Source organism: Burkholderia sp. Se-20378 (genome assembly GCF_017104665.1).
GTDB lineage: Bacteria > Pseudomonadota > Gammaproteobacteria > Burkholderiales > Burkholderiaceae > Burkholderia > Burkholderia lata.
In genome coordinates this window covers 22231-44333 of record NZ_JAAGPG010000022.1, presented here as the reverse complement: position 1 = coordinate 44333, position 22103 = coordinate 22231, and the positions used below count along the sequence as shown (strand labels likewise).

The window sequence follows — 22103 nt, the reverse complement described above, 5'->3', positions numbered from 1 at the left end:
GCCGCGAGCGCCTGCACGGCCGCCTGACGGCGCGCGTTGATCTCGCGTGCCGAGCGGCGCTTCAGGTGACGCACCAGCGCGTTGCGCGCGCCGTTGCCCGGCTCCGTGTCGGCCACGCCGGCGATCTGTCCTTCGTAGCCCATCAGCCCGTCGAGCCGCACGTGCTGCCGCTCGCCGATGCGGTTCGCGAGCGCGAGTGCGCCGGCCGCATCGCGCACCGGCGAGCGGTACATGCCGAAGTACAGGCCCGGATACGCGGACGACATGTCGAGATCGATCGCGAGCGGGATCGTCACGCGTTCCTCGTGGGCGACGCGGTCGATCGCGTCGACCTGCGCGGCGTCGTCGACCATCAGCGTGATCGAGCGGCCGCGCCGGAGCTGCGCGGCCACCGCGCGCAGGTCGTCGGGCTCGACGGTCGGATACGCGACGACGATGTCGTCGAACCCGCCGTCCGAAAGCCACGCGGCTTCCGCGGCCGAGTAGCACAGCAGCCCCTGCATGAACGGGCCGGCGGCGAGCACCGCGCCGATCAGTTCGCGCGAGCGCACCGACTTCGTCGCGAGCCGGATCGGCAGGCCGCGTGCGCGGCGCTTCAGGTCAGCGAGGTTCGCATCGAGGCAGTCGAGGTTGACGAAGGCGGCAGGTAGCCGGCGGCCCGCGAGTGCGTCGCGATAGGTCGGGTAGTCGTGGACGGCGGCGGGCGCGCGATGCGGAAGGTCTGCACGGCTCATGGAACGGGCTCGGCTGGGTGGGGTGGGTGTCGCGCCGACCGTTCGGCGCGTGTCGGAAACCAGCATAGGGCTGGCCAAAATCACGACCAAGCGCTGAGCGGGTCGTTCGACGGGTCTTATCCGGCCATCCGTATCGGCCACGCCGATGCATGGCCCGCGTGCTGCGTGCGGCTGGATCACGGCTTGCTTGGTGTCGCGGTACACATGGCGCGTGCCGGCCCGAATCGCCGCCGGACGGGCGTGACGCGCGACATCGCGCGCCTGGCCGGGCGACAACGAAATGCGTTTCAAACGTTCTGCCGGGCGTGGCCGATGCGAGCAGGTTTAGTGCCTGCGTTCTAGTGCCGCTTTTGACTGCATGCCGGATTCGACCTAGAACCTACTCGCGGATGCACCGGCGAAGAACGGCATGACGTGACGAGGAGGCGACGTGAAGAAGAACAGGGCACTCTGGCGGCGCACGGGCGCGATCGCGGCGATCGGCGTGGCCGTCGTCGCAATCTGGCGATATGAAGCGGCGACTCCGGCGCAAGCCGCGTCGTCCGACACGGCAGCGACCACGACGGCGAGCGCGCAGCGAGGCGCGGCCGATACGTTCGACACCGGCGCGGCGACGCCCGGCCCGGAGGAGCGGCGGCTCGACGTCGATGCGCTGCGTCGCAGCCTCGCAGGGCGCCCCGACGCGGATGCCGAAGTGAAGCGCATCGTCGCATTCGCGCGCTTTCGCGACGAGGTTGCCGCGTATGGGGATCGCCGCAACAGCATGCCGCAAGCCGAGCGCGCGGCGCTCGCGCGCCGGATTCTCGACGAACTGCCCGACCATGTCGCACGCAACGAGATCGTGCCGGTGCAGGCCGAAGCGCTGAGCGCGGCGCTGCTGACCGACACCGAAGCCGACCCCGCGACACGCAGCGCGGCGATCCGGTCGATGCGCGCGCAATGGGACACCTATGCGCAGCAGACGGTCGGCCCGTCGCCGGCGCAGGACCCGCGCTATCTATCGTACGAACAGCAGAGCCGCGACGTCGTCCGGCAGGTTCAGGCGAGCATTCCCGATCCCGATCAGCAACAAGCCGTCATCGCGCAGCGCCTGCAGGCGTTGCGGGTCCAGCTGTTCGACGGCGCGTCACCGTCCGGCGCGCACTGAGCGCCGAATCCGCGACGCCGGGACGGAGCCCGGCGGCCGCGTCATGTCCATCGACAAGGAGGGGAGATGTCCACAGCACGAAGCCTGCTGCGCGCGGCCGTTGCCACGCTGCTCGGTTGCGCGGCACTGAACGGCCACGCCGCCGATACGACGATGCCGGATCCGGCGATTCCATATTATTCGTGGTACGAAGTGACGTTGCCCGAGAGCACCGGTGCATCATGCGGCAACGGCACGCCGATGCGCTTCTACATCAATCGCGCGCAGTCGGACAACCTGCTGTACATGATGGAGCCGGGCGGCGCGTGCTGGGATTACGGCACCTGCACGCAAACGTCGACCGGCGCCGAGGCCGGCCTCGGCGGCTTCAACCCGGACGGCATCCCGCACAACTACATGAACGGCACCGCGAACGAGAGCCTGCTGTCGTCGTTCCTGTCGCCGTTGCTCACGCGGATGGATCTCGCGCACATTCTCGTCGGCGAACCGAAGGTCGAGACGCAGCAGTGGACACAGGTTTTCGTGCCCTATTGCACCGGAGATATCCACATGGGCAGCGCGGTGCGCAACTACACCGCGCCGAGCGGCGACTGGCGGCTGCAGCACTACAGCGGGCTGAAGAACATCCAGGCCGTCGCGCAGTGGCTGACGTCGCACGGCTTCGGCAAGCCGAACCGGCTGCTCGTGTACGGGATGAGCGCGGGCGGCTACGGCACGCTCGCGAACTACGCGACGCTGCGCAACACGCTGCAGCCGCAGGCGCATAGTTCGCTGCTCGACGACGCCGGCACGGTCTTCAACACGCCGTTCGATGCGGACGCGGCCACGCATCCGTCGGTCGGCCTGTACGACCGCGTGCGTACCGAGTGGGGGATGACGGGCCCCGACGGGATGATCACCGTGAACAGCCGGCTGACCAGCCATTTCGATCCGGGCAACATGGGGAGCGCGTACGCGGCGCTGTCGGCGACGTATCCGCACGATCGCTTCGGCTTCTCGAGCTACCAGCGCGACAAGATCATCGCCGCGTATCACTATCGCGCGTTCGTGCCGGCCGTGATCGCGGCGCCCGACGACGCGACGAAGGATTCGCTGTCGCTCGCGATGTTCGACCAGGAGCTGGACGGGCTGAAGCAGACGCTGAACCCGCTGCCGAACTTCGGCTACTTCATGCCGTGGGCGCGCAACGACTTCATCGACAACCACCAGGTGACGGCGGTCAGCTTTACCGGGTCGGGCATCCACGAGAACGGCATCGACGCGGATATCGGCACGTTCGTCGACAACCTGCTGAACCAGCAGGACCCGGCCGATACGCCGGTGATGAAGGCGTTCCGCACGCAGCAGTGGTCGGATTTCACGTTCTCGACGTTTCTTGCGTGGATCGACAGCATCTTCAACCTGACCGGCGAAGCGGGGCCGATCTCGGGGCATCGGGCGTGAAGTGAAGCGACGGGTCGCCCGGGCGGGCGACCGCAGCGCAGTGCGGCGGCCGGGTGTCATGGCCGCTCGCCTGCGTCGATGCGGGCGTGCGTCGCGGCGTTACGGCTTCAACACCGCAACCGCCGGCGCACCCGAATCCACGCCAGGCGCACCGTTCGACCCGTAGGCCGCTTCGGTGCGCTTGCGCTCGGCCAGCCGCTTGGCGGCCAGGCGTTCCTGCGCGGCGACGATGTCGCCCGGATAGTTGTCGCCATCACCGGCGATCGGCTCGTAGCCGACCGACTCGAGGTCGAGCAGCTCCTGGCGTACCTGCGCACGCGTGAGCGTCGAGTGCGACGACTGCGCGTACGACGCGGTCGGTGCGGCGAGGAGAGCGGTGGCGGTAGCGGCGACGGTGGCGATGGTGACGATGATGGATTTCACGGTTTCCTCAGACGGTTTCGTTGCGGTTCGGCGCGATGGCGGCTGGCTGAACCGACGAGACAAGTTTAGGAACCCGGATCGGCCGGATAAATGGCGATTCCTGTCCAGCTGTGTTCCTGAATCCGAGAAAGTGGGTGACGTATGGCGCCCGGTGAGCCGGCTTTGACTCGTCTTGATCGCGCGGAATGCCGATGGATGAGGGGTGTGCAGCTGTTCCATCCGAGCGGCTGTGCACGCGATGTTCGGCGGGCAGACGCAGGCCCGCCCGACAAAGCTAGTCGTCGAAGCGCGGGAATGCCTGCTGGCGCTTCATGTCCTTCAGCCATTCCTTGACGTTCGCCGGATCGTCGAACTCGCGCAGCGTCAGGTTCAGGTCGTGGATGCTGCGCTGAGTGCCCGCGATGTCGCGCGTGAGCATGCGCATGATGGTATCGGGCGCGACCTTGACGGACGGCGCGATCCCGTAGGTCCGCCGGAATCCGGTCTCGACGTCCTGGATCTCCTGGTCCAGCTCGCGCAGCTGATCTTCGAGGATGCCGTTGTAGCGCGCGAGCCGGTCTTCGCCGAGGCCGTTGATCGCGTGCCGGTCGATCTGTTCGATCTCCAGTTGCAGCTCCAGCAGTTGCAGGAGCTTGCCGTTCGCGTAAGCGTGGTTGACCCGCTGCATCAGCACCGTCTTGCGTTCCTGTTCCTGCGGATCGGTCTCGCGATCGGGGTGCAGCGCGCTCGCCAGCTTCCGGTAGACCTCGCGGATCGACCGGCTCGCTTCGGCCTGCTCGGCTTCGCGCTTCGCCAGCGCGGCCGATTGGCGGGGCGCTTTCTTGCGCTTCGCGCGCTGTGCCTCGCGGGCCGCGTGCTTGGCCATGTCGCGCTCGAACTGCTCGTCCAGTTCGGCCTGCACGCGCGCCATGAGTTCTTCGGGCGACAGCGCGTCGAGATCGTCTTTCGTGGTCGCGCCAGGCGTCGACTCCGGTTCCAGCTCCGGCTCGGCCGCTGCGTTGCTGCCGTGATCGGCCACGCTGTGCCGGGCGTGGATGGCCTTCAGTTGCGCGTCGTCGCTGAAGTCGAGCAAGTCGCGCGCCATGTTGGCGATCATCCCGGACAGGGTCTGCTGCTCGGCCTTGCTCAAGCCTTTCTGCAGGTACGCGTCGTCGAGCTGATTGAGCAACCGGATCCGCAGTGCGGTCGACGTCTGTTCGAGCGGCAACAGCTCGTCGACGAATTTCTTCTGGAAGGCCGGCATCGCGGCTTCCCACGCGCCGAGCCGCTCGCGCCGCTTCTCGATCTGCTGGACGAGCGTATTGAATGCTTTCTGGGCTTTCGACAGGCTGGCTGTCTCGTGGCCGGGCGCGATGGCGACCGCTGTTCCGCGACGTGCGGTCATGATGAATCTCCTTCGGCTGCGGCAGGACGCGCAGCAGCGCGGTATTTTAACCGGCCCGGTGTTTCTCCCGCGCCCGACATGGCGCCGCCATTACTGAAACAACTGCCCCTGCCCGGAGATCACGCGTTCGAAATCGTCGCGCAGGAACGGCAGGATCGCGTCGGCCACGGGCTGCAACTGGCGGCTCAGGTAGAACGCATAGTCGATCGGCGAGCGCATCGTTTCGAGCGGCTCGGGGCCGGCCGTCGTCATCACGTAGCTGATCCAGCCGCCGCGCTGATACTGCAGCGGGCGGCCCTGCGCCTGGTTGAACTCGTCGGCGATCCGCGCCGCGCGCACGTGCGGCGGCACGTTGCGTTCGTACTCGCGCAGCGGCCGGCGCACGCGCTTGCGGTAGACGAGCTGGTCGTCGAATTCGCCGGCCAGCGTGCGCCGCACGGTGTCGCGGATGAAATCCTGGTACGGCTCGCGGTTGAACACGCGCCGGTACAACTCGCGCTGGAACTGCTGCGCGAGCGGCGTCCAGTCGGTGCGCACCGTTTCGAGCCCCTTGAACACGAGATCCTCGCCGCCGTCGGCCGCTGCCGCGAGGCCGGCGTAACGCTTCTTGCTGCCTTCCTCCGCGCCGCGCACGGTCGGCATCAGGAAGCGGCGGTAGTGCCGCTCGTACTGCAGCTCCAGCGCGCTTTCGAGCCCGAAGTGGTCGTGCAGGTGCGCCTGCCACCAGCGGTTCACGTGCTCGACGAGCGCGCGGCCCTTGGCGCCGGCTTCGTCGTCGTCGTGCGCGCGGCCGAGCCACACGAACGTCGAATCGGTATCGCCGTAGATCACTTCGTAACCCTGTGCTTCGATCAGCTCGCGCGTGCGGTGCATGATCTCGTGCCCGCGCATCGTGATCGACGACGCGAGGCGCGGGTCGAAGAAGCGGCAGCCCGTCGAACCGAGCACGCCGTAGAACGAATTCATGATGATCTTCAGCGCCTGCGACAGTGGCGCGTTGCGCTGCCGCTTCGCGTCGTCGCGGCCCTCCCATACGCGGCGCACGACGTCGGGCAGGCAGTGCGCGGTACGCGAGAAGCGCGCGCCGAGAAAGCCCGGCACCGATGCGTCGTCGCCGGGATTCGCGAGCCCTTCGATCAGCCCGACCGGATCGATCAGGAACGTGCGGATGATCGATGGATAGAGGCTCTTGTAGTCGAACACGAGCACCGAGTCGTACAGCCCGGGGCGCGAATCCATCACGAAGCCGCCGGGGCTGTTCTGCCCCGTCACGTCGCCGAGGTTCGGCGCGACATAGCCGAGCCGGTGCATGCGCGGCAGGTACAGGTGCGTGAAGGCCGCCACCGACCCGCCGGTGCGATCGGCCGCGAGGCCCGTCACGCTCGCGCGTTCGAGCGCGAAGGACAGCAGGTCGGCCTTGTCGAAGATGCGCGTGACGAGCTCGCAGTCCTTCAGGTTGTAGCGCGCGAGCGCCGGCTTGTCGTGATCGAAGCGGCGCTGGATCTCGTCCATCCGCTGATACGGATTGTCGATCGACTTGCCTTCGCCGAGCAGCGCCTGCGACACGTATTCGAGGCTGAACGACGGGAACGTCCACGTCGCGGATTTCAGCATGTCGATGCCGTCCAGGATCAATCGGCCGGCCGCGCCCGCGAAGAAGTGGTCGGGTTGCTGGCCGTGCGCGCGCCAGTCGAGCACGCTGCCGCCGCGGCCGAGCTTCAACGGGATGCCGTATTGCTCCGAATGCGCATGCAGGATGCGCAGGTCGAACTGCACGAGGTTCCAGCCGATCACCGCATCGGGATCGTGTTCGTCGAACCATTCGTTGAGCCGCGCGAGCATCGCGGGCCGGCTGTCGCAGTAGTCGAGACGGAAGTCGATGGCGTTTGCTGCATCACTGTCGCCCCCGTTCGGCGGACCGAGCATGTAGACCTGCCGTTGCCCGCAGCCTTCGAGCGCGATCGAATACAGCTCGCCGTGGACGCTGGTTTCGATGTCGAGCGACACGCAGCGCAGTGCCGGGCGATAGCCGGTCGCGGTTTTCAGCTCGGCGCCGGTCAGTGTGCCGTCGCCGCCGGGTTGCCCGCGAAACTGCACGCAGGCCGTGATGAAGCGCTCCATCGCGTAGCGGTCGGGCGGCTGCACGTCGGCTTCATAGACGTCGACGCCGGCTGCCGCAAGGCGCTTCTGCAGCCCGGACAGGTGGCGATAGCGCTTGCAATAGAGGCCGACGACGGGCCGCTGCCGGAAGTCGCGCAGCGCTAGCGGGCGCAATGCGGCCTCGCGCTCGCCGGCCAGCGCGCGTTCGGCGAGCGCCTGCTGTTCGGCCGGGATGAACGCGACGGCTTCCTGCGGGCGCAACCGCACGCGGCGCGGACCGTGTTCGGTTGCCAGCCAGAACTCGATCTCGATGCCGGATGCGGTATCCCGCCAGTGGCGGGTGAGGATGAAACCCTGCTCGAACGCCGTCAAAACGCTTGCTCGTTGTGGATGCCCAGGCGGCGGATTTTAGCGCTTGGGCGGGGGGTGTGCCGGAATGGCGTGCGCGATGTCGTGCCCCGGTATCGCGGGCAATGATCGTAAGATTCGGGGTCGATTCAACCAACCAGGCGTCGTTCAATGAAAATCACGATGGATCGTGTCGCACGTGGTGCCGCGCATGCTGTTGTCGCGGCTTGTCTATGGGGAAGCGGGAGCACGCTGTTCGCCGTGCCGAAACTGAAGATACTGCCGGCAACCCAGGAAGCAGCCTGGATACAGGCAGTCAAGCGGCACCGGACAAAAGATGGGGCAACCGTTGCCGAAGTACTGGCCTATGCGGAGAAAATGAGGCCGCGCGCTTTCAAGGTCGAACGAATCGAAGTCGGTTACAACGGTGCGACCGGTATCGCCGATGCGGTGACGATCGGCTACTGGATCGGATCGAAGCGCACATCGGACGATGTATATGTCGATCTCGGATATTCGATGTCGCCTGATGGCCGCGTCATGCCCGTACCGCCGAACCAGCCTACCGCAACGGCATTGGAGAGCGGACGTAATGCATTTCTGCGCGCTGTCGACGACACATATCGGGACACCTGCCGGTCCGATCCCGATTATCCGCCGGCTTGCTGACCCTCTTCACTCGCCGCCGTCTCCACACGACCTGGATACCCGATACCCGTCGGGAAACGCGGTACGTCGTGCGCGTCGCGTTCATCTCCAGCGCGGGTTCGGCGAGCGCGTGAAGTTCGGCGCGCGATCAGGCGACGGCGGGCCGGTGCGTGACGCGCCATTCGGCGTGCGTTGTACGGGAAGGCTTGGGCAGCCAGCGGCGCGCGGCGACCGCGTACGGCTTTTGCGCCACGTATGCGTCGACGGAGAGTTCGAGCGCATCGTCGTCGACGCGGATCTCCCGCGCGACGAAAATCTGCCCTGGTTCGACCCGCATCGCAAACGCTTTACGTGCGTTTGTCCGGATCAGCATGTGCAGCCGAGCCGAAGCGCCGTAACGAGCGAATCAAGCGAATCAAGCGGATGGCAAACGACGCAGCGTTTCCAGCACCGCCGCTGACGGCTGCCGGCCAGCGCCGGCATCCTCACCTTTCGACCGCAGCCCCGGCATCATCCCGACAACAAAGTCGATGAACGCTCTCACCTTGGCCGGCACGTGATTCCGGCTGGGATAGTAGACGTAAAGCGGGAACGTCTCGTCGCACCAGTCCGTCAGAACCGGCTCCAGCGTGCCCGCCCGCAGGTGGGTGTCGATCCCGAGGTCGATCACCTGCGCGATCCCGTAGCCGGCAAGGCAGGCACCGATTTTGGTTCCCGCATCCGTGACCATCAGCTTCCCGTTGACGGCCACCTTCACTTTCTCGCTGTCACGCCAGAACTCCCAATCGAAGGGTCTGCCGGTAGCCGGATCGATGGCCATGATGCATTCATGGCCATCATCGACCAGATCCTGCGGCGACCTCGGCCGGCCGCGTTGCTCCAGGTACGACGGCGCGGCCACAGTGAGGACCCGCGGACTGTACAGCCTGCGACAGACCAGAGTTGAAACGGTTGGCGGTCCGAACCGGATGGCGAGATCGAATCCGTCGCTGATCAGGTCCGGGAGGTCGTTTCGGGTCTCCAGCTTCACGTGCAGCGCAGGGTGGTCCTTCATGAACTGGGCCAGCTCCGGCGCGAGCACCAGTCGGGCGAACACGGCGTCGCATGCCACACGGAGCGTTCCGTTGACGATCGAGGTCTGGTGAGAGGCGCCGGCGGTTGCCTCTTCAATCCCCTGGAGTAACGGCAGCACCTTCGACAGCAGCGCATGGCCGGCGTCCGTCACTTCGACGTGCCGGCTGGTGCGATGCACGAGCTTCGCGCGCAGGCGGTCTTCCAGTCGCTGGATCGCGCGACTGACCGCCGGCTGGGTCTTGCCCAGGCGCGATGCAGCACGGCCGAAGCTCCCGGATTCGGCGATGGCTGCCAGAACCAGCAGGCCGCTGACGAGCCCTCCATCGAGGTCTTCCATGATCCATGTGTTCCTGTAATGGCAGCGATAACCGGGTCGCCGTAGCCGAGCGCGGGGAGGAGCGCTCACTATACGAGCCGTTCACTACCGAGGGAAGCCAGCCATGACCCAGACCCAAGCCGTCGTCGCCTTGATCGACGATTATTTCAATTTGGCTTATGAGCCCAGGAGCCGTGACTTCGACACGGTCTTTCACCCGAGCTGTGTGATTCAGTGGCTGGATGAAGGCCGGTTGCGCACGCTGTCGTCGCACGAGTATGCGGCACTCATCCATGGGAGGCAGAGTCCTCGAGAGGCCGGCGCGCCCAGGGACGAGGCGATCCTGTCGATGGCGCATGTCTCGGACGGCCTTTCAACGGCTACCGTGCGGGTGCGGATCGGAAACAGGCTGTTCAACGATCACTTCGTCATGCATAAGGTGGAGGGCAAATGGCTGATCGCCACCAAGGCATCCGCCGTCGTGCGTACGTTCGACTGAAGCGCCACGCGGTGGATGCGCATCAATGTCCGGATTCGTGAGCGCGCCACTGAATGCACGCAAACACCGGCGAACGAAAACCCCGGGAAACATTTCGATTTCCCGGGTTTTATTACGCCATCGAACATTGATCGACTTGAAACGGGTGCCGGGGACCAGACTCGAACCGGCACCCCTCAAACATGCCCCTCGTGCTCGATCGCCCCACCATGCCCCGTCCGTGGCGCCACCCTGACCGGCGCCCCTGACATCCTCGCCGCCCGCTTCGCCCACATCGCCGTCAATATCGGCACGAGAATCGCCGTCACGAGACACGCGGTTGCGACGATCGCCGTCGCCGCCGGCACCATCGGCTTGAACTTCGGAATCATCTCGCCGATGATCGCCGGGTTCGCGACCGCGGCGCCGGCCGTCGACGACGCGGCGAGCCCGGCGGTGCCGTTGCCGCCGCCCAGCAGCTTGTCCGCGAGCATCAGCGGCACACCCGTCACGACGATCACCGCGAGCCCGAGCGCGATGCCCGGCAGCCCGCTTTTCGCGATCACGTTGAGATCGATGCCGTTACCGAGCGCGAAGCCGAAGAACGGGATCAGCGGATGCACGCAGCGTCCGAACAGCTCGCGCAGATCCTCGTCGAGGTTGCCGAGCGTGAAGCCGATCAGGAACGGCAATACCGCGCCGACGAACAGCCGCGTCTCGAACACCGCGACACCGGCCGCGCCGAGGATCAGCATGCTGACGAGCGGCCCCGATTCGATCGACATCAGCACGAACGCGCCGGCTTCCTCCTTGCTGCCGTACTGCTGCATCACGGCCGCGTAGAGGCCGCCGTTGGTCATGTCCATCGACGTTGTGATCGCGAGCAGCGACAGGCCCGCAAACAGGCCCGTGCGGATGCCGTCGTCGGGGATGAACTGCGCGGCGATCACGGTCGCGAGCCACGCGACCACGAGCTTCGTCGCGAGCAGCGTGCCCGATTTGCGCAGCACGACGCCGGTTGCGCGCAGGTTGATCGTCGCGCCCATGCAGAAGAACCAGACGGCGAGGATCGGCACCGTGCCCGCGATCAGGCCGTTGGTGAACGAGCCGAAGTACTTCCCGGCGTTCGGTGCGAACGTGTGCACGCACGCGCCGAGCAGCATCGGAACCAGCATGAGCCCACCCGGAATACGGTCGATGGCCTGTTTCAGCTTCACGTCTCCTCCGTGGACGTCGATGCGTCCCGTTGTCGAATGATGTCTGCTGACTGACTATAGGACATGATTCGGAATGCCGTTCCGTTTTTGTGAATATCGATGGTAGTCGTATACCCGTAAGATGCGATGCCATTGATCTACAAGGAATTTATCGACCGAGCGCGCTGAATCAAAAATCCGGATCGACGTTCCGACTTTGAAGAATGTGTGCTTCAATCTTCGTCAGGGCGATCGTCGGCGCGGGTGCCGGCGGCGTGTCCATTCCGCACGGAGAACCGGCATGGAAGTTCGGCAGGGCATACACGGCGAACACGCGAAAACGCTCGACACGGCCGGACTGCGCCGGCATTTCCTGGTGGAGAACGTGTTCGAGCCGGACGCGCTGTCGCTGACCTACAGCCATATCGACCGCATCATCGTCGGCGGCGCGTGGCCGGCCACGCGGCCGGTCGAGGTACCGGCATCGCTCGGCGCGTCGATGGGCGTGAGCCATCTGCTGGAGCGGCGCGAACTGGGCGCGATCAACATCGGCGGGCCCGGCTGGGTCGAGGTCGACGGGCAGCGTCACGCGGTGGGCACCGAGGAGGCGATCTACATCGGGCAAGGCGGGCAGGGTGTCGTGTTCGGTAGCAACGATCGAGCGCATCCCGCGAAGTTTTACTTGAACTGCGCACCCGCGCATACGGCCCATCCGACGCGCACCATCACGCTCGCGCAGGCATCGCCCGAAACGCTCGGCGATGCGGCCACGAGCAATCGCCGCACGATCTACAAGTTCATCGTGCCCGACGTGCTGCCCACCTGCCAGCTGTCGATGGGGATGACCAAACTCGAGACCGGCAGCCTGTGGAACACGATGCCATGCCATACGCACGAGCGGCGGATGGAGGTGTATTTCTACTTCAACCTCGCCGACGACGCGGCCGTGTTCCACCTGCTCGGCGAGCCGCAGGAAACGCGCCACGTCGTCGTGCACAACGAACAGGCGGTGATCTCGCCGAGCTGGTCGATCCATTCGGGCGTCGGCACGAAGGCCTACACGTTCATCTGGGGGATGGCGGGCGAGAACCAGGTGTTCAAGGACATGGATCACCTCGCCGTTGCCGACCTGCGCTGACACCATGAAACGCGATACGCCCGATCTTCCCGCCAACGACACGCGCACCGCGCTCGCCGGCCTGTTCGACCTGACCGGCAAGGTCGCGATCGTCACCGGCTGCAACACGGGGCTCGGCGCGGCGATGGCCGTCGCGCTTGCGTCGGCGGGATGCGACATCGTCGGTGCGAACCGTTCGGCGCCCGCCGAGACATCGGCGCGCGTCGAAGCGGCCGGGCGGCGCTTCGTCGATGTGCGCGCCGATCTGTCGACGCTCGAGCCGGTCGAGCGGATCGTCGGCGGCGCGGTCGACGCGTTCGGTCACGTCGACATCCTCGTCAACAACGCGGGCATGATCCGCCGCTGCGATGCGCTCGAATTCACCGAAGCCGACTGGGACGCCGTGATCGACGTGAACCTGAAGAGCGTGTTCTTCCTGTCGCAGGCCGTCGCGCGCCAGATGGTGCGGCAGGGGCGCGGCGGCAAGATCGTCAACGTCGCGTCGATGCTGTCGTTCCAGGGCGGCATCCGCGTGCCGTCGTACACGGCGTCGAAGAGCGGCGTGCTGGGGCTGACGCGCCTGCTCGCGAACGAATGGGCGGCGCGCGGGATCAACGTGAACGCGATCGCACCCGGCTACATGGAAACCGACAACACCGCGCAGCTGCGCGAGGACAGCCGGCGCAGCGACGACATTCTCGGTCGCATCCCGGCCGGCCGCTGGGGCATGCCGGACGATCTCGCGGGCGCGGCGGTGTTTCTTGCGTCGCGCGCGTCGGACTACGTGCACGGTCACACGCTTGCCGTCGACGGTGGGTGGCTCGCGCGCTGACGCGTGCCGCACGGCGAACGCGTTATGCTCTCCCGATTTGCATCTCACGGATTCACGGACATGACAGCAACGCCCAGACAGCGCAAGCGCGATCAGGCGAACCCGGAAGCGGGGGGCGGCCATCAGGGGGCCGGCCGTCCGGAGGCAGGCGATTCGCAGGCGGCCGGCAGCGCGGAGAAGGCCGATTCGGTTGCCGCCGTCGGCAAGGTCTTCACGATCCTCGCCGCGCTCGGCGATCGCCGCGAGGTCGGCATCAGCGAACTGTCGCAGCATCTCGGCATGTCGAAGACGACGGTGCATCGCTTCCTGCAGACGCTGAAGACGCTCGGCTACGTCGCGCAGGAAGGCGAGACCGACCGCTACCGGCTGACGATCCGGCTGTTCGAACTCGGCAGCAAGGCGCTGGAGAGTGTGGACCTCGTGCGCGAGGCCGATCTCGAGATGCGCCGCATCGGGCAGCTGACGCGCGAAGCCGTGCATCTCGGCGCGTTCGACGAGGACGCGATCATCTACATTCACAAGATCGACGCCGATTACGGGCTGCGCATGCAGTCGCGGATCGGCCGGCGCAATCCGCTGTACAGCACGGCGATCGGCAAGGTGCTGCTCGCGTGGATGACGCCCGACGAAGCGCGCACGGTGCTGGCCGGCGTCGAGTTCAGGAAGTCGACCGCGAAGACGCTCGCGTCGGCGGATGCGGTGATGAGCATCCTGCCGCATGTGCGGCAGCAGGGCTATGGCGAGGACAACGAGGAGCAGGAAGATGGCCTGCTGTGTCTCGCGGTGCCCGTGTTCGACCGTTTCGGTCGCGTGATCGCGGGGTTGTCGCTGTCGTTCCCGACGATGCGGTGCGGCGCGGACACGAAGGCGCATTACATCGCACTGCTGACGGAGGCCGGGCAGGCGATTTCCGCGCGGCTTGGACATCGTCCGGAGGCGGCCGGTGTCGAGCCGGCGACGGTCGCACAGGATTGAGCACATGCCGGTCGTGAACCGGCGAAACGAAACGACAATACGACTTCAAGAACGGATCATGCAGATGAAAATGACGATGCTCATCGGTATCGCGATGCTTGCGATCGGCGCGAACGGTGCGTACGCAAAAAGCGCAGTGGACTGCACGAAGCTCAACGCAGCAACGAGCGGCCCGGACGACAATTTCCGGCCGCCGGCTTCGGGCACGGTCACCGGCGCGGGGCGCGCGTACTTCTACTCGGCGCCCGATGGGCAATGCATGACGAAGCGGACCTTCATCATCCCCGGCGATTCGGTGACCGTCTACAAGTCGCACGGGCGCTGGTACAACATCATGTACATCAACGGCAAGACCGGCGAAGACTTCGAAGGCTGGGTCGAGCAGGACCGCGTGCGCCTCGACGGTCAATACGGCGCGCAGTAAGCGCTGGCGCGTATGTGTCGGCGGCAACGCTCCCTACGCCGACACCCACGCAACATCCTGCTTCAAATGCTCCACCCGCTGCGGCCGCTGATACAGGTAGCCCTGCGCATACTGAATCCCGACCGTATGCAGCGCGCGATGCTGAACTTCGGTCTCCACACCTTCCGCGATGATCTTCAGGTCGTAGTGATGCGCAACGGACGCGATCCCTTCGATCAACCCGACATTCCCGCCGTTCAGTTGCGAGACGAACTGGCGATCGATCTTCACGTAGTCGAACGGAAAGCGCGACAGCAAGTCGAGATTGCTGTGATGCGTGCCGAAATCGTCGATCGCGAACTTCGCGCCTTTCGCTCGCAGCGCATGGAAGATCGCGGTGGTCCGCGCGTTCTTCTCGAGCAGGATGCGCTCGGTCACTTCGAGCACCAGCGTAAAGCCCGGCGGCAGCGCGCGGATCGCCTCCTCGACGACGGACACGAACCGCGTGCGCTCGAGATCCTTCGGCGCGATGTTGATGGCGACGCGCAGCGGCACGGACGGCGTCAGCGCGGATAGTTCCGACACGGCTGTCCGCAGCACGAATTCGGTCACTTTCGGCAGCACGGCGCTGGATTCGACCTGCGGGATGAACACGGCCGGGCTGATGGCCCCCCACTTGGGATGTTGCCAGCGCAGCAGCGCCTCGACGCCGACGGTCCTGCGCGTCTCGACATCGACGATCGGCTGGTACACGACATGGAGCTCGTCGCGCCTGAGCGCGTTGCGCACGGCCTTCAGCAGCAGCCGGCGCGGCGCCATCGCCAGCAGGTAGGCCGCCATCACGAGGCCGTCCGCCAGCAGCACGATCGTGATGCCGATCAGCCGATAGTGCTGCCGGATCTGCGACGCATAGTGCGCGGAGGCGGCAACCCGCACCGTGAACGGCCAGCGGGGCGACACGATCGTGCTTCCGCCGGTGGGTTCCGTGGCCGACTCCGGTGAAAACTTCCCGCGCTGATCGAGATGGCCCGAACCCGCGATCGACAGCGTCGCGGTTTCCGTCCCGTAGCGGGCGCCGTGTGCGAGCGCGTCGGCCACGTAGTCACCTTCGATCAGGTAGAGCACGCCCGCGCCGGGCGCGGTGGCATAGAACACGGGCAGTACCGGGATGCCCTGCTGGAACGGCGTCTGGCGCAGCAGCGTGACGAGCGTCGATCCCGGTTCCGGCTCGTGGGTGTACGCGTCGAGCGGCAAGTCGATCGCCCCCAGCGCCGACGAGCACATGACGCGGCCGTCGTGCACCAGCGCAACGGCGCGCAGGTAGCGCAGGCGCGTGCCGATTTCGGCGAGCGTCCGGAAGACCGTCGCGCATGGCCGCCCGACGAGTGCGGTCAGTTCGTCCACATGACGCAGGCGCGCACCGTCGAGGATGCGGTCCACCGAGGCCGCGATGTCATTCGCGACCACGTGTTCATGCTCGGTGACGGTGTCGCGCGCGTAGCGGTCGGCCAGCGCGATCGCGCATGCCGGCACGAGCACGCAAACGATTACGGCGACGAAAAAGACGACTCGCGGCCACGCACCGCTGTGCTGGAAAACTGCCTTCGAGCCTGGCGTGAACGCCGACATTCCCGCGGTCGCCTTTGGTGTTGTTTGTCGAGAGAGGCAAGTCGAACCGGTCGACACACGAACAGCGCGCACGCGTCATGCCAGGGTCGGACGATGCGTTGCGCGCGCCGGTATCGCGGCGATGCGATCGATTCTACGGTCGCGACGGGTATATGCGGCAGCCCCGTTGCAATCGGCCATTTATTTCGGAGGCTTGCCTCTATAAACATGTGCATACGGCGCATGTATATTGACGTAGCACACCGAAAAAAACCCCGGCCGCATGGTCTTGCGGCCGGGACTAAAAACACCGTCTCTTTGGCACGAGGATGGTGCGCGGCAAGTATAAGATGTGATGAGAGATTACGAAATATTGTTATTCAACTATTAGTGTAGTTTTGTCATTGTGTCTCGACAGGAAACATTCTTTCGGGATGCTGTCTCCGCCGGCCTGCCGGCGGCCGTTGATCGGTCGCCGCGCAATACGGTCGCGCGTCTCGCCGGAGCTTCGGGATGGCAGAAAATACCGTGCCCACGGTCATCGTGACCGATGGTGCAGCCGCAGCCGACGGCGGTTCGCTGTGGATCCGGCTCGACGTGAACGGGCAGGCCCGCAACTACGGGCTCGACCGCGCGCTCGCTTCGCGCGGGACGCCGCGCTACAACACCATCAGCGGCGCACATGGGCCGCTTTCGAAAGGTGAAAGAAAGGAATTGCTTGCGCTGCTGCGCAGCATTGCCGACCCGGCGATGTGGGCCGGCATGGTCGGCACGTTCGTGCAGGTGCTGCAGGCGTCCGATGGTGAGTGATCGATGCGGTGCCGGCGCGTCGCGCGGGCCGCGATTCAGAAATCGTTGCGCATCTTGCGCAGCAGGTCACCGCCCGACTGGTGCGTGTCCACTGCGGTGAGCACATCGGTCAGGAACCACGGCAGGTTCAGCTGCGTATTGGAATCGCTGACGCATACGCGGATCGGCGGCGCCTTCGACGGCGAGCGGGTGTCGGGCGTGGCGTCGCGGGACGGCACGCAGTTTTTCGCGTGCACTTGAACGGGAGCCGGCTCGGCGCTGCCGGATGGTGCAGCGGCGGCAGCCGGCAAGCTGACGGCGGCCAGCAGGGTCAGGACAGTGGCAATAGCAACGCGTTTCATGGGATTCTCCGGCGATGCTCGTTCGACCGTGCGAGCGGACGCGAGTTCGTCGGCGGCACGCTTGCGCGCCACGTTCAGCCGCGCGCGACGTTCGCTGCCCGTGCCGGTTGCCGGCTGCGCCACTGCTGCGGCGATTCGCCGGTCCAGCGCCGAAAGGCGCGCGTAAATGCGCTGTGTTCCGAATAGCCGAGCAGCCAGGCCACTTCCGCGAGTGTCAGCCGCGGATCGTTCAGGTGGTCGATCGCGAGCCGCCGCCGCGTGTCCTCGCGCAGTATCCGGAAGTTGAGCCCGAGTTCGGCAAGGCGTCGATGCAGCGTGCGTGACGACACATGCAGGTCCGCGGCGATCTGTTCGATGCTCGCTTCACCTTGCGTCAGCAGGCGCGCGACGGCTTCGCGCACCGACTGTTCGAGATCGTCCGTCTGCCGCAGCTCGGCAAGCAGCGCGCTCGCCTGGCGCTCCATCATCTGCAGCAGCGCGTCATCCGGTTGGCGCAGCGGCTGCGTGAGCAGGCGCAACGGGAACGCGAGGCGGTTCACCGGCTGGCCGAATCGCACCGGGCAGCCGAAATAGTCGACATACGGCCGTTCGTCGGCGGGTGACGGGTGCACGAAGCAGACCTCGTCGGGCCCGTGATGCGTGCCGGTGATGTTGCGCGCGAACTGTACGATGGCCGTCAGCGCCACTTCGTCGACGAGCGGGCCGAGCGGCTCCGGCGCGTCGTGCCATTCGATCGCGACCGACGTCGCTTCGACCCGCACTTCCATGCGCGCGACGTTCGCGATCAGGTGTTCGTATTGCTGCCAGCGTGCGAGTGCGGTGCCGGCGTCGCGACATGCATGCAACGCGTAGCCGAGCGCACCGAGATGAGCGGGCGTGATGCGCTGGCCGACGTGCAGGCCGAGCAGCGGATCGTCGAGCGCGCGCACCGCGCATTCGAGCAGGCGGCGCCAGTGAGCGCTTGCGTACAGCGTGAGCCCGCGATCGTCCTCGGGTGGCCGCGCCTCGCCGAGCACGTGCGCGGCATCCTTGCCCTGCTCGGACAGATAGTCGAACAGCAGCCGCACGTAGGTGCTCGAGTAGTAGACGCGCTGCGTCGATAGCGGGGAGGCGGCGGGCATGGCGGAAAGTGTCAAGTAATCGTCGGCAAGTGTCAACGCGGGTCGACCCGTGCGCGACCATACTGCCGGTCAGTTCTTGATCGAGGCCGCGAACATGCCGACCGAGTTGATGACGTGGCTCCATGCGTTCCTGGGTAACGACGTGGACTGGAAGCAGGTGCTGCTGATCGGCATGACGCCGGTCTTCCTGATCGCGTTCGCGATCGAATACGCGGTGATGACCGGGCGCGGCCGCCGCGAGCCGTTTCGCTGGAAGGAGATCGTCGCGAACCTGTCGCTCGGCGCCGGCTATCAGGTGGCGGAGACGGTGATGGGGCTGCTGTTCACGGGCGCGATCTTCGCGTGGGTCTACCGGCACCGCCTGTTCGACGTGCCGGTGAACGGCTTCACGATCGTGCCGATCTTCGTCGTTGTGGAGTTCTGCTACTACTGGTTTCATCGCACGTCGCATCGCGTGCGCTGGTTCTGGTCCGCGCACGTGCCGCATCACAGCGGTGAAGTGATGAACTTCACGACCGCGATGCGGCAGTCGCTGCTGAACGCGTTCGTCGGCGTGTTCGTGTTCTACCTGCCGCCGGTGTGGCTCGGCATTCCGCCCGCCGTCGTGCTGTTCCTGCTTGCGGTCGATCTCGCGTACCAGTACTTCGTGCATACCGAAGCGATCGGGCGGCTGCCGCGCTGGTTCGAGTACGTGTTCGATACGCCGTCGAACCATCGCGCGCATCACGGCCGCAATCCGCGTTACATCGACAGGAATTACGGCGGCGTGCTGATCATCTTCGATCGCCTGTTCGGCACGTATGTCGAGGAGACGGAGCCGGTCGATTACGGGATCACGCAGCAGATTCGTTCGTACAACTTCCTGGTGCTGAACCTGCATGAATTCGTCGACATGTGGCGCGACGTGTTCGCGCCCGGGCCCGTCGTGCAGCGGCTGAAACACCTGTGGATGCCGCCCGAATGGGAGCGGCCGGGGCATCGGCCGATTCATACGTGGAGTGTCGAGCGCAAGGGCGACGAGGAAGCCGCGGCTGCATCGCGTGCCATGGCTGGCGAGGGTACGTCGGCGCAAGGGCGCAAGATCGTACAAGCCACCGGTACGCGATCCGGCTAACCTGCTTGTTTTCCTCGGCGAAAGGCACGGCGGGCAATGACGAAGAAAGTATTCTGGGACGATCCCTACCGGACCACGCTGGATACCGTCGTCAGCCACGTCGACGGCGACCGCGTGCGGGTGGAAGAAACCATCTTCTTTGCGTTTTCGGGCGGGCAGGAAAGCGACGCGGGGTCACTGGGCGGCTATCCGGTCATCCAGGCTGAAAAGCAGGGGCTCGACATCGTCTATACGCTGGCGCACGATCATGCGCTGGGCGTCGGCGATCGCGTGACCTGGCGCATCGACTGGACGCGGCGGTACCGGCTGATGCGTCTGCATTTCGCGGCCGAAATGGTGCTGCAGCTGGTCTATCGGCTCAGGCCCGGCATCGAGCGCATCGGCGCGCATATCGGGCAGGACAAGGCGCGCATCGACTTCGCGAGCGACACGAGCGTGGCGCCGCTGTTTCCCGAGATCGAGTCGGCCGCGGCCGATCTGTCGAAGCGCGACCTGCGCATCGTGACCGACTTCAGCGATGTCGACGCGCAACGCAGGTTCTGGACGGTCGACGGCTTCGCGACGATGGCGTGCGGCGGCACGCATCCTACGTCAACCGGCGAGATCGGCATGCTGACGCTCAAGCGCCGGAATACCGGGAAGGGCAAGGAGCGGATCGAGGTGATGCTGGTCGAACCGGAAATGGCCGGCGGGCGGCGGGGCGAGCGGGTGGCGTGGCCCGCCGCCCGCGTCATCTCACCTCACTGATACCCGTAACACTGCTTCAACCCCGCGTAGTCGTAGAAGTGGCTGCCCGCCGCGATCTTCGCGCCGTCGCACGCGGCCTGGAAATCCGTTTCGCGCTCGTTGTACAGCATCTTCACGATGAGGCGCGAGCCGTTGCGATAGACATCCCACTGCATGTTAGCGGCCATCGGCGACACCTGATCGCCACGCCACGGGTTGTTCGCGTACGTGTAGGTCTGCGCCTGCGGCGTCGGCACGAACACGTTCTTCAGGTTCATGATCGACGCGAACGGAATCACGATCTCCGCATGCGTGAAGCGCAGCTTCGCGGCGCGGGTCAGGTCGCCGCGCGCGATCGCATCGACTTCGCCGAAGAAATCGTCCTGCAGCACCTTCGCCATCCGGTACGTGACGGGGTTCGCTTCCTGGATGCCCGGCCCCTTCTGGTAGTAGTCCTCGGCATCCTGCAGATACGCGAGATACTGCGCCTGCTCCGCGCCGATGTACTTCTCCATCGTGACGCCGCCGGTTTCAGTCGTCATCGCCGGCGCGACCTGCAGCAGGTTGTACAGCACGTTCACCGCATCGACGGTCGTCGCGATCTTCGTCTTGCCGTCGCCTTTCAGCGTATTGGTGAACTTGCCGTCCGCCGACGTGAATGCATAGGTGCCCGTGTTCGCGAACGTGTAGCCGTCGGTGCCGAGCTTCGCGATGAATGCCTGCGACACGAGTGCGGACAGCACCGTCTGCGCGACGTCGGCCGCCTGCGGCGCGGCCTTGATCGCGTTGAGCTTCGCGGCTACCGTCGCGTCGCTCGCATAGGCCTGGTATGCCTGGCTCGCCTGATAGGTCGCGTAGTACGGATTGCTCGTGTCGGTCACGAGATCGGTGGCCGGCTTCAGCGAGTGGAAATACAGCAGGAAGCGGTTGGTGCCGGCCGGCTGCGCGACCGGCGCGTTCGCGGGATAGCCGGACTGCGCGGCGGGCAGCGTGATCGCCGTGGCCAGCGCCGGCTGCGCGGCCACGAGCGACGCGGAGAAATACGTCGAGCTGTCGACCGCGCGATCCTGGCCCGAGTTGACGACGACGACCTGCCGGTTGCCGGCCGCGAACAATGCGGGCAGCCGCTGCGCGAGACGTGCGGCGAGCTGCTGGTGTTCGCGGATGCCGGTTTGCGTGAGGTTGCCGTACCCGGGCGTCGAGATGCCCGCCACGCCATAGCCGAGCAGCGCATTGGCCTTCATCATCGCGTACGTGTCGGCCTTGAGCTGCGCGCCGAGCGCGGTCAGTGCGCCGTCGGCCTCGGCCTTGACCAGCATCGCGTAGATCGCGCCGTCGTACTTGAAGCCCGACAATCCACGCGAGCCGTGGCGCGCGACGAGTTCCGTATAGACGGGCGCGTAGCCGGCGGGCGGCGCTTCGTACGTCGCGGCGTCCTGTTGCGGACGGTACGGTGTCTTCGTCTGGTAGTAAGTCGCGGGTGTCGGCTTGGGCTGAGGCTGCGGCTGCGGTGCGGGCGTCGAGCCGCTGTTGTCGGCAGGAGCCGCGGGCGGTGTCGAGTCTTCGCCGCCGCAAGCGGCGAGCAGCAGGCAGGAAACGACCAGGGCGGTGGCGGTGCGGATCGGGCGTGTCATCGTGGTGTGCAACGGGCGGGACGATGCAGGTGCGCGTCGTCCCGTCTCCGGGAGGGATCGGTCAAGCCCGGAAGTGTTGCAAGCGACTTTGACAGCAGAATGTCAGGATTCGGTCGGGCAATCGTCGGATG

22 protein-coding genes are annotated in these 22103 nt (G+C 66.0%); 11 read left to right on the top strand and 11 right to left on the bottom strand.

Translation table 11 applies throughout. The features are described 5' to 3' along the window. The coding region (locus G3N93_RS05375) for an alanine racemase (protein WP_206132445.1) at window positions 1-734 on the bottom strand (734 nt) is incomplete at its 3' end. 430 nt (window positions 735-1164) lie between these two features. Between G3N93_RS05375 and plcR the strand changes: the two genes are divergently transcribed. Together plcR and G3N93_RS05365 are read left to right on the top strand one after the other, a co-directional pair. Continuing rightward, a complete protein-coding gene (plcR, locus tag G3N93_RS05370) occupies window positions 1165-1881 on the top strand; it encodes a phospholipase C accessory protein PlcR (protein ID WP_206132444.1) in 717 nt (238 codons plus the stop codon). 66 nt (window positions 1882-1947) lie between these two features. Then, window positions 1948-3324 (top strand): pectin acetylesterase-family hydrolase, encoded by a 1377-nt coding sequence (locus G3N93_RS05365; RefSeq protein ID WP_206132443.1) that lies wholly within the window; start codon window positions 1948-1950, stop codon window positions 3322-3324. Window positions 3325-3423: 99 nt separating this feature from the next. Here the strand turns inward: G3N93_RS05365 and G3N93_RS05360 are convergent, their stop codons facing one another. The 3 genes from G3N93_RS05360 to G3N93_RS05350 form a co-directional block, all read right to left on the bottom strand. Beyond that, on the bottom strand, window positions 3424-3747 hold the full coding sequence (locus G3N93_RS05360; RefSeq protein ID WP_206132442.1) for a DUF4148 domain-containing protein: 324 nt from the start codon (window positions 3745-3747) through the stop codon (window positions 3424-3426). 274 nt (window positions 3748-4021) lie between these two features. Beyond that, the gene (locus G3N93_RS05355) at window positions 4022-5131 is read right to left on the bottom strand and encodes a J domain-containing protein (protein WP_206132441.1); all 1110 of its coding nucleotides are present in this window, start codon (window positions 5129-5131) and stop codon (window positions 4022-4024) included. A 90-nt stretch (window positions 5132-5221) separates the two neighbouring features. After that, window positions 5222-7603, bottom strand: coding sequence for a DNA polymerase II (locus G3N93_RS05350; protein ID WP_206132440.1), 2382 nt, complete (start codon window positions 7601-7603; stop codon window positions 5222-5224). Window positions 7604-7750: 147 nt separating this feature from the next. On the opposite strand from G3N93_RS05350, the gene G3N93_RS05345 reads away from it, so the two are divergent. After that, a complete protein-coding gene (locus G3N93_RS05345) occupies window positions 7751-8248 on the top strand; it encodes a hypothetical protein (RefSeq protein WP_206132439.1) in 498 nt (165 codons plus the stop codon). Window positions 8249-8375: 127 nt separating this feature from the next. Here G3N93_RS05345 and G3N93_RS05340 read toward each other — a convergent pair whose 3' ends face one another. Continuing rightward, the gene (locus tag G3N93_RS05340) at window positions 8376-8564 is read right to left on the bottom strand and encodes a hypothetical protein (RefSeq protein ID WP_206132438.1); all 189 of its coding nucleotides are present in this window, start codon (window positions 8562-8564) and stop codon (window positions 8376-8378) included. 78 nt (window positions 8565-8642) lie between these two features. Continuing rightward, on the bottom strand, window positions 8643-9638 hold the full coding sequence (locus G3N93_RS05335) for a LysR family transcriptional regulator (RefSeq protein ID WP_206132437.1): 996 nt from the start codon (window positions 9636-9638) through the stop codon (window positions 8643-8645). Between the two features lie 103 nt (window positions 9639-9741). Here G3N93_RS05335 and G3N93_RS05330 point away from each other — a divergent pair, with 103 nt between their 5' ends. Then, entirely contained in the window at window positions 9742-10116 is a 375-nt protein-coding gene (locus G3N93_RS05330; protein WP_174943493.1) for a nuclear transport factor 2 family protein, read from the top strand. 176 nt (window positions 10117-10292) lie between these two features. On the opposite strand, the gene kdgT is transcribed toward G3N93_RS05330, so the two are convergent. Next, complete coding sequence (gene kdgT, locus G3N93_RS05325) at window positions 10293-11312, bottom strand: 2-keto-3-deoxygluconate transporter (RefSeq protein ID WP_206132436.1); 1020 nt, start codon at window positions 11310-11312, stop codon at window positions 10293-10295. Between the two features lie 280 nt (window positions 11313-11592). Between kdgT and kduI the strand changes: the two genes are divergently transcribed. The 4 genes from kduI (at window position 11593) to G3N93_RS05305 (ending at window position 14639) form a co-directional block, all read left to right on the top strand. Further along, window positions 11593-12429, top strand: a complete 837-nt coding sequence (gene kduI, locus G3N93_RS05320) for a 5-dehydro-4-deoxy-D-glucuronate isomerase (protein ID WP_206132435.1) — start codon at window positions 11593-11595, stop codon at window positions 12427-12429. 4 nt (window positions 12430-12433) lie between these two features. Then, window positions 12434-13240 carry a 2-dehydro-3-deoxy-D-gluconate 5-dehydrogenase KduD gene (gene kduD, locus G3N93_RS05315; RefSeq protein WP_206132434.1) on the top strand — a complete coding sequence of 269 codons (807 nt, stop codon included), beginning with the start codon at window positions 12434-12436 and terminating at the stop codon, window positions 13238-13240. 60 nt (window positions 13241-13300) lie between these two features. Next, complete coding sequence (kdgR, locus tag G3N93_RS05310; RefSeq protein ID WP_206132433.1) at window positions 13301-14215, top strand: DNA-binding transcriptional regulator KdgR; 915 nt, start codon at window positions 13301-13303, stop codon at window positions 14213-14215. Between the two features lie 64 nt (window positions 14216-14279). Then, a complete protein-coding gene (locus G3N93_RS05305; protein WP_206132432.1) occupies window positions 14280-14639 on the top strand; it encodes a hypothetical protein in 360 nt (119 codons plus the stop codon). A gap of 33 nt (window positions 14640-14672) precedes the next feature. Here the strand turns inward: G3N93_RS05305 and G3N93_RS05300 are convergent, their stop codons facing one another. Next, entirely contained in the window at window positions 14673-16247 is a 1575-nt protein-coding gene (locus G3N93_RS05300) for an EAL domain-containing protein (protein WP_206132431.1), read from the bottom strand. Window positions 16248-16739: 492 nt separating this feature from the next. Here G3N93_RS05300 and G3N93_RS05295 point away from each other — a divergent pair, with 492 nt between their 5' ends. Beyond that, window positions 16740-17036 (top strand): hypothetical protein, encoded by a 297-nt coding sequence (locus G3N93_RS05295; protein ID WP_174983787.1) that lies wholly within the window; start codon window positions 16740-16742, stop codon window positions 17034-17036. Window positions 17037-17071: 35 nt separating this feature from the next. Here the strand turns inward: G3N93_RS05295 and G3N93_RS05290 are convergent, their stop codons facing one another. Then, the gene (locus G3N93_RS05290; protein ID WP_174939689.1) at window positions 17072-17377 is read right to left on the bottom strand and encodes a hypothetical protein; all 306 of its coding nucleotides are present in this window, start codon (window positions 17375-17377) and stop codon (window positions 17072-17074) included. Window positions 17378-17451: 74 nt separating this feature from the next. Continuing rightward, entirely contained in the window at window positions 17452-18498 is a 1047-nt protein-coding gene (locus G3N93_RS05285) for an AraC family transcriptional regulator (RefSeq protein ID WP_206132430.1), read from the bottom strand. Window positions 18499-18592: 94 nt separating this feature from the next. Between G3N93_RS05285 and G3N93_RS05280 the strand changes: the two genes are divergently transcribed. Both G3N93_RS05280 and G3N93_RS05275 read left to right on the top strand, forming a co-directional pair. After that, entirely contained in the window at window positions 18593-19612 is a 1020-nt protein-coding gene (locus G3N93_RS05280; protein WP_206132446.1) for a sterol desaturase family protein, read from the top strand. 36 nt (window positions 19613-19648) lie between these two features. Then, complete coding sequence (locus G3N93_RS05275) at window positions 19649-20359, top strand: alanyl-tRNA editing protein (RefSeq protein ID WP_206132429.1); 711 nt, start codon at window positions 19649-19651, stop codon at window positions 20357-20359. Here the strand turns inward: G3N93_RS05275 and G3N93_RS05270 are convergent. Beyond that, window positions 20353-21972: a histidine-type phosphatase gene (locus G3N93_RS05270; protein WP_206132428.1), complete on the bottom strand. Its 1620-nt coding sequence runs from the start codon at window positions 21970-21972 to the stop codon at window positions 20353-20355. The two genes, G3N93_RS05275 and G3N93_RS05270, sit on opposite strands and share 7 nt — an antisense overlap. Window positions 21973-22103: the final 131 nt, after the last annotated feature.

Bases quoted from the DNA above. Each gene is read 5' to 3' on its own strand.
- G3N93_RS05290 (WP_174939689.1), bottom strand. From the start codon at position 17,377: ATGAAACGCGTTGCTATTGCCACTGTCCTGACCCTGCTGGCCGCCGTC.
- kdgR (WP_206132433.1), top strand. From the start codon at position 13,301: ATGACAGCAACGCCCAGACAGCGCAAGCGCGATCAGGCGAACCCGGAA.
- G3N93_RS05295 (WP_174983787.1), top strand. From the start codon at position 16,740: ATGGCAGAAAATACCGTGCCCACGGTCATCGTGACCGATGGTGCAGCC.
- G3N93_RS05300 (WP_206132431.1), bottom strand. From the start codon at position 16,247: ATGTCGGCGTTCACGCCAGGCTCGAAGGCAGTTTTCCAGCACAGCGGT.
- G3N93_RS05275 (WP_206132429.1), top strand. From the start codon at position 19,649: ATGACGAAGAAAGTATTCTGGGACGATCCCTACCGGACCACGCTGGAT.
- G3N93_RS05345 (WP_206132439.1), top strand. From the start codon at position 7,751: ATGAAAATCACGATGGATCGTGTCGCACGTGGTGCCGCGCATGCTGTT.
- kduI (WP_206132435.1), top strand. From the start codon at position 11,593: ATGGAAGTTCGGCAGGGCATACACGGCGAACACGCGAAAACGCTCGAC.
- G3N93_RS05330 (WP_174943493.1), top strand. From the start codon at position 9,742: ATGACCCAGACCCAAGCCGTCGTCGCCTTGATCGACGATTATTTCAAT.
- kduD (WP_206132434.1), top strand. From the start codon at position 12,434: ATGAAACGCGATACGCCCGATCTTCCCGCCAACGACACGCGCACCGCG.
- G3N93_RS05280 (WP_206132446.1), top strand. From the start codon at position 18,593: ATGCCGACCGAGTTGATGACGTGGCTCCATGCGTTCCTGGGTAACGAC.
- G3N93_RS05335 (WP_206132437.1), bottom strand. From the start codon at position 9,638: ATGGAAGACCTCGATGGAGGGCTCGTCAGCGGCCTGCTGGTTCTGGCA.
- G3N93_RS05355 (WP_206132441.1), bottom strand. From the start codon at position 5,131: ATGACCGCACGTCGCGGAACAGCGGTCGCCATCGCGCCCGGCCACGAG.
- G3N93_RS05340 (WP_206132438.1), bottom strand. From the start codon at position 8,564: ATGCGGGTCGAACCAGGGCAGATTTTCGTCGCGCGGGAGATCCGCGTC.
- G3N93_RS05285 (WP_206132430.1), bottom strand. From the start codon at position 18,498: ATGCCCGCCGCCTCCCCGCTATCGACGCAGCGCGTCTACTACTCGAGC.
- G3N93_RS05305 (WP_206132432.1), top strand. From the start codon at position 14,280: ATGAAAATGACGATGCTCATCGGTATCGCGATGCTTGCGATCGGCGCG.
- G3N93_RS05270 (WP_206132428.1), bottom strand. From the start codon at position 21,972: ATGACACGCCCGATCCGCACCGCCACCGCCCTGGTCGTTTCCTGCCTG.
- G3N93_RS05365 (WP_206132443.1), top strand. From the start codon at position 1,948: ATGTCCACAGCACGAAGCCTGCTGCGCGCGGCCGTTGCCACGCTGCTC.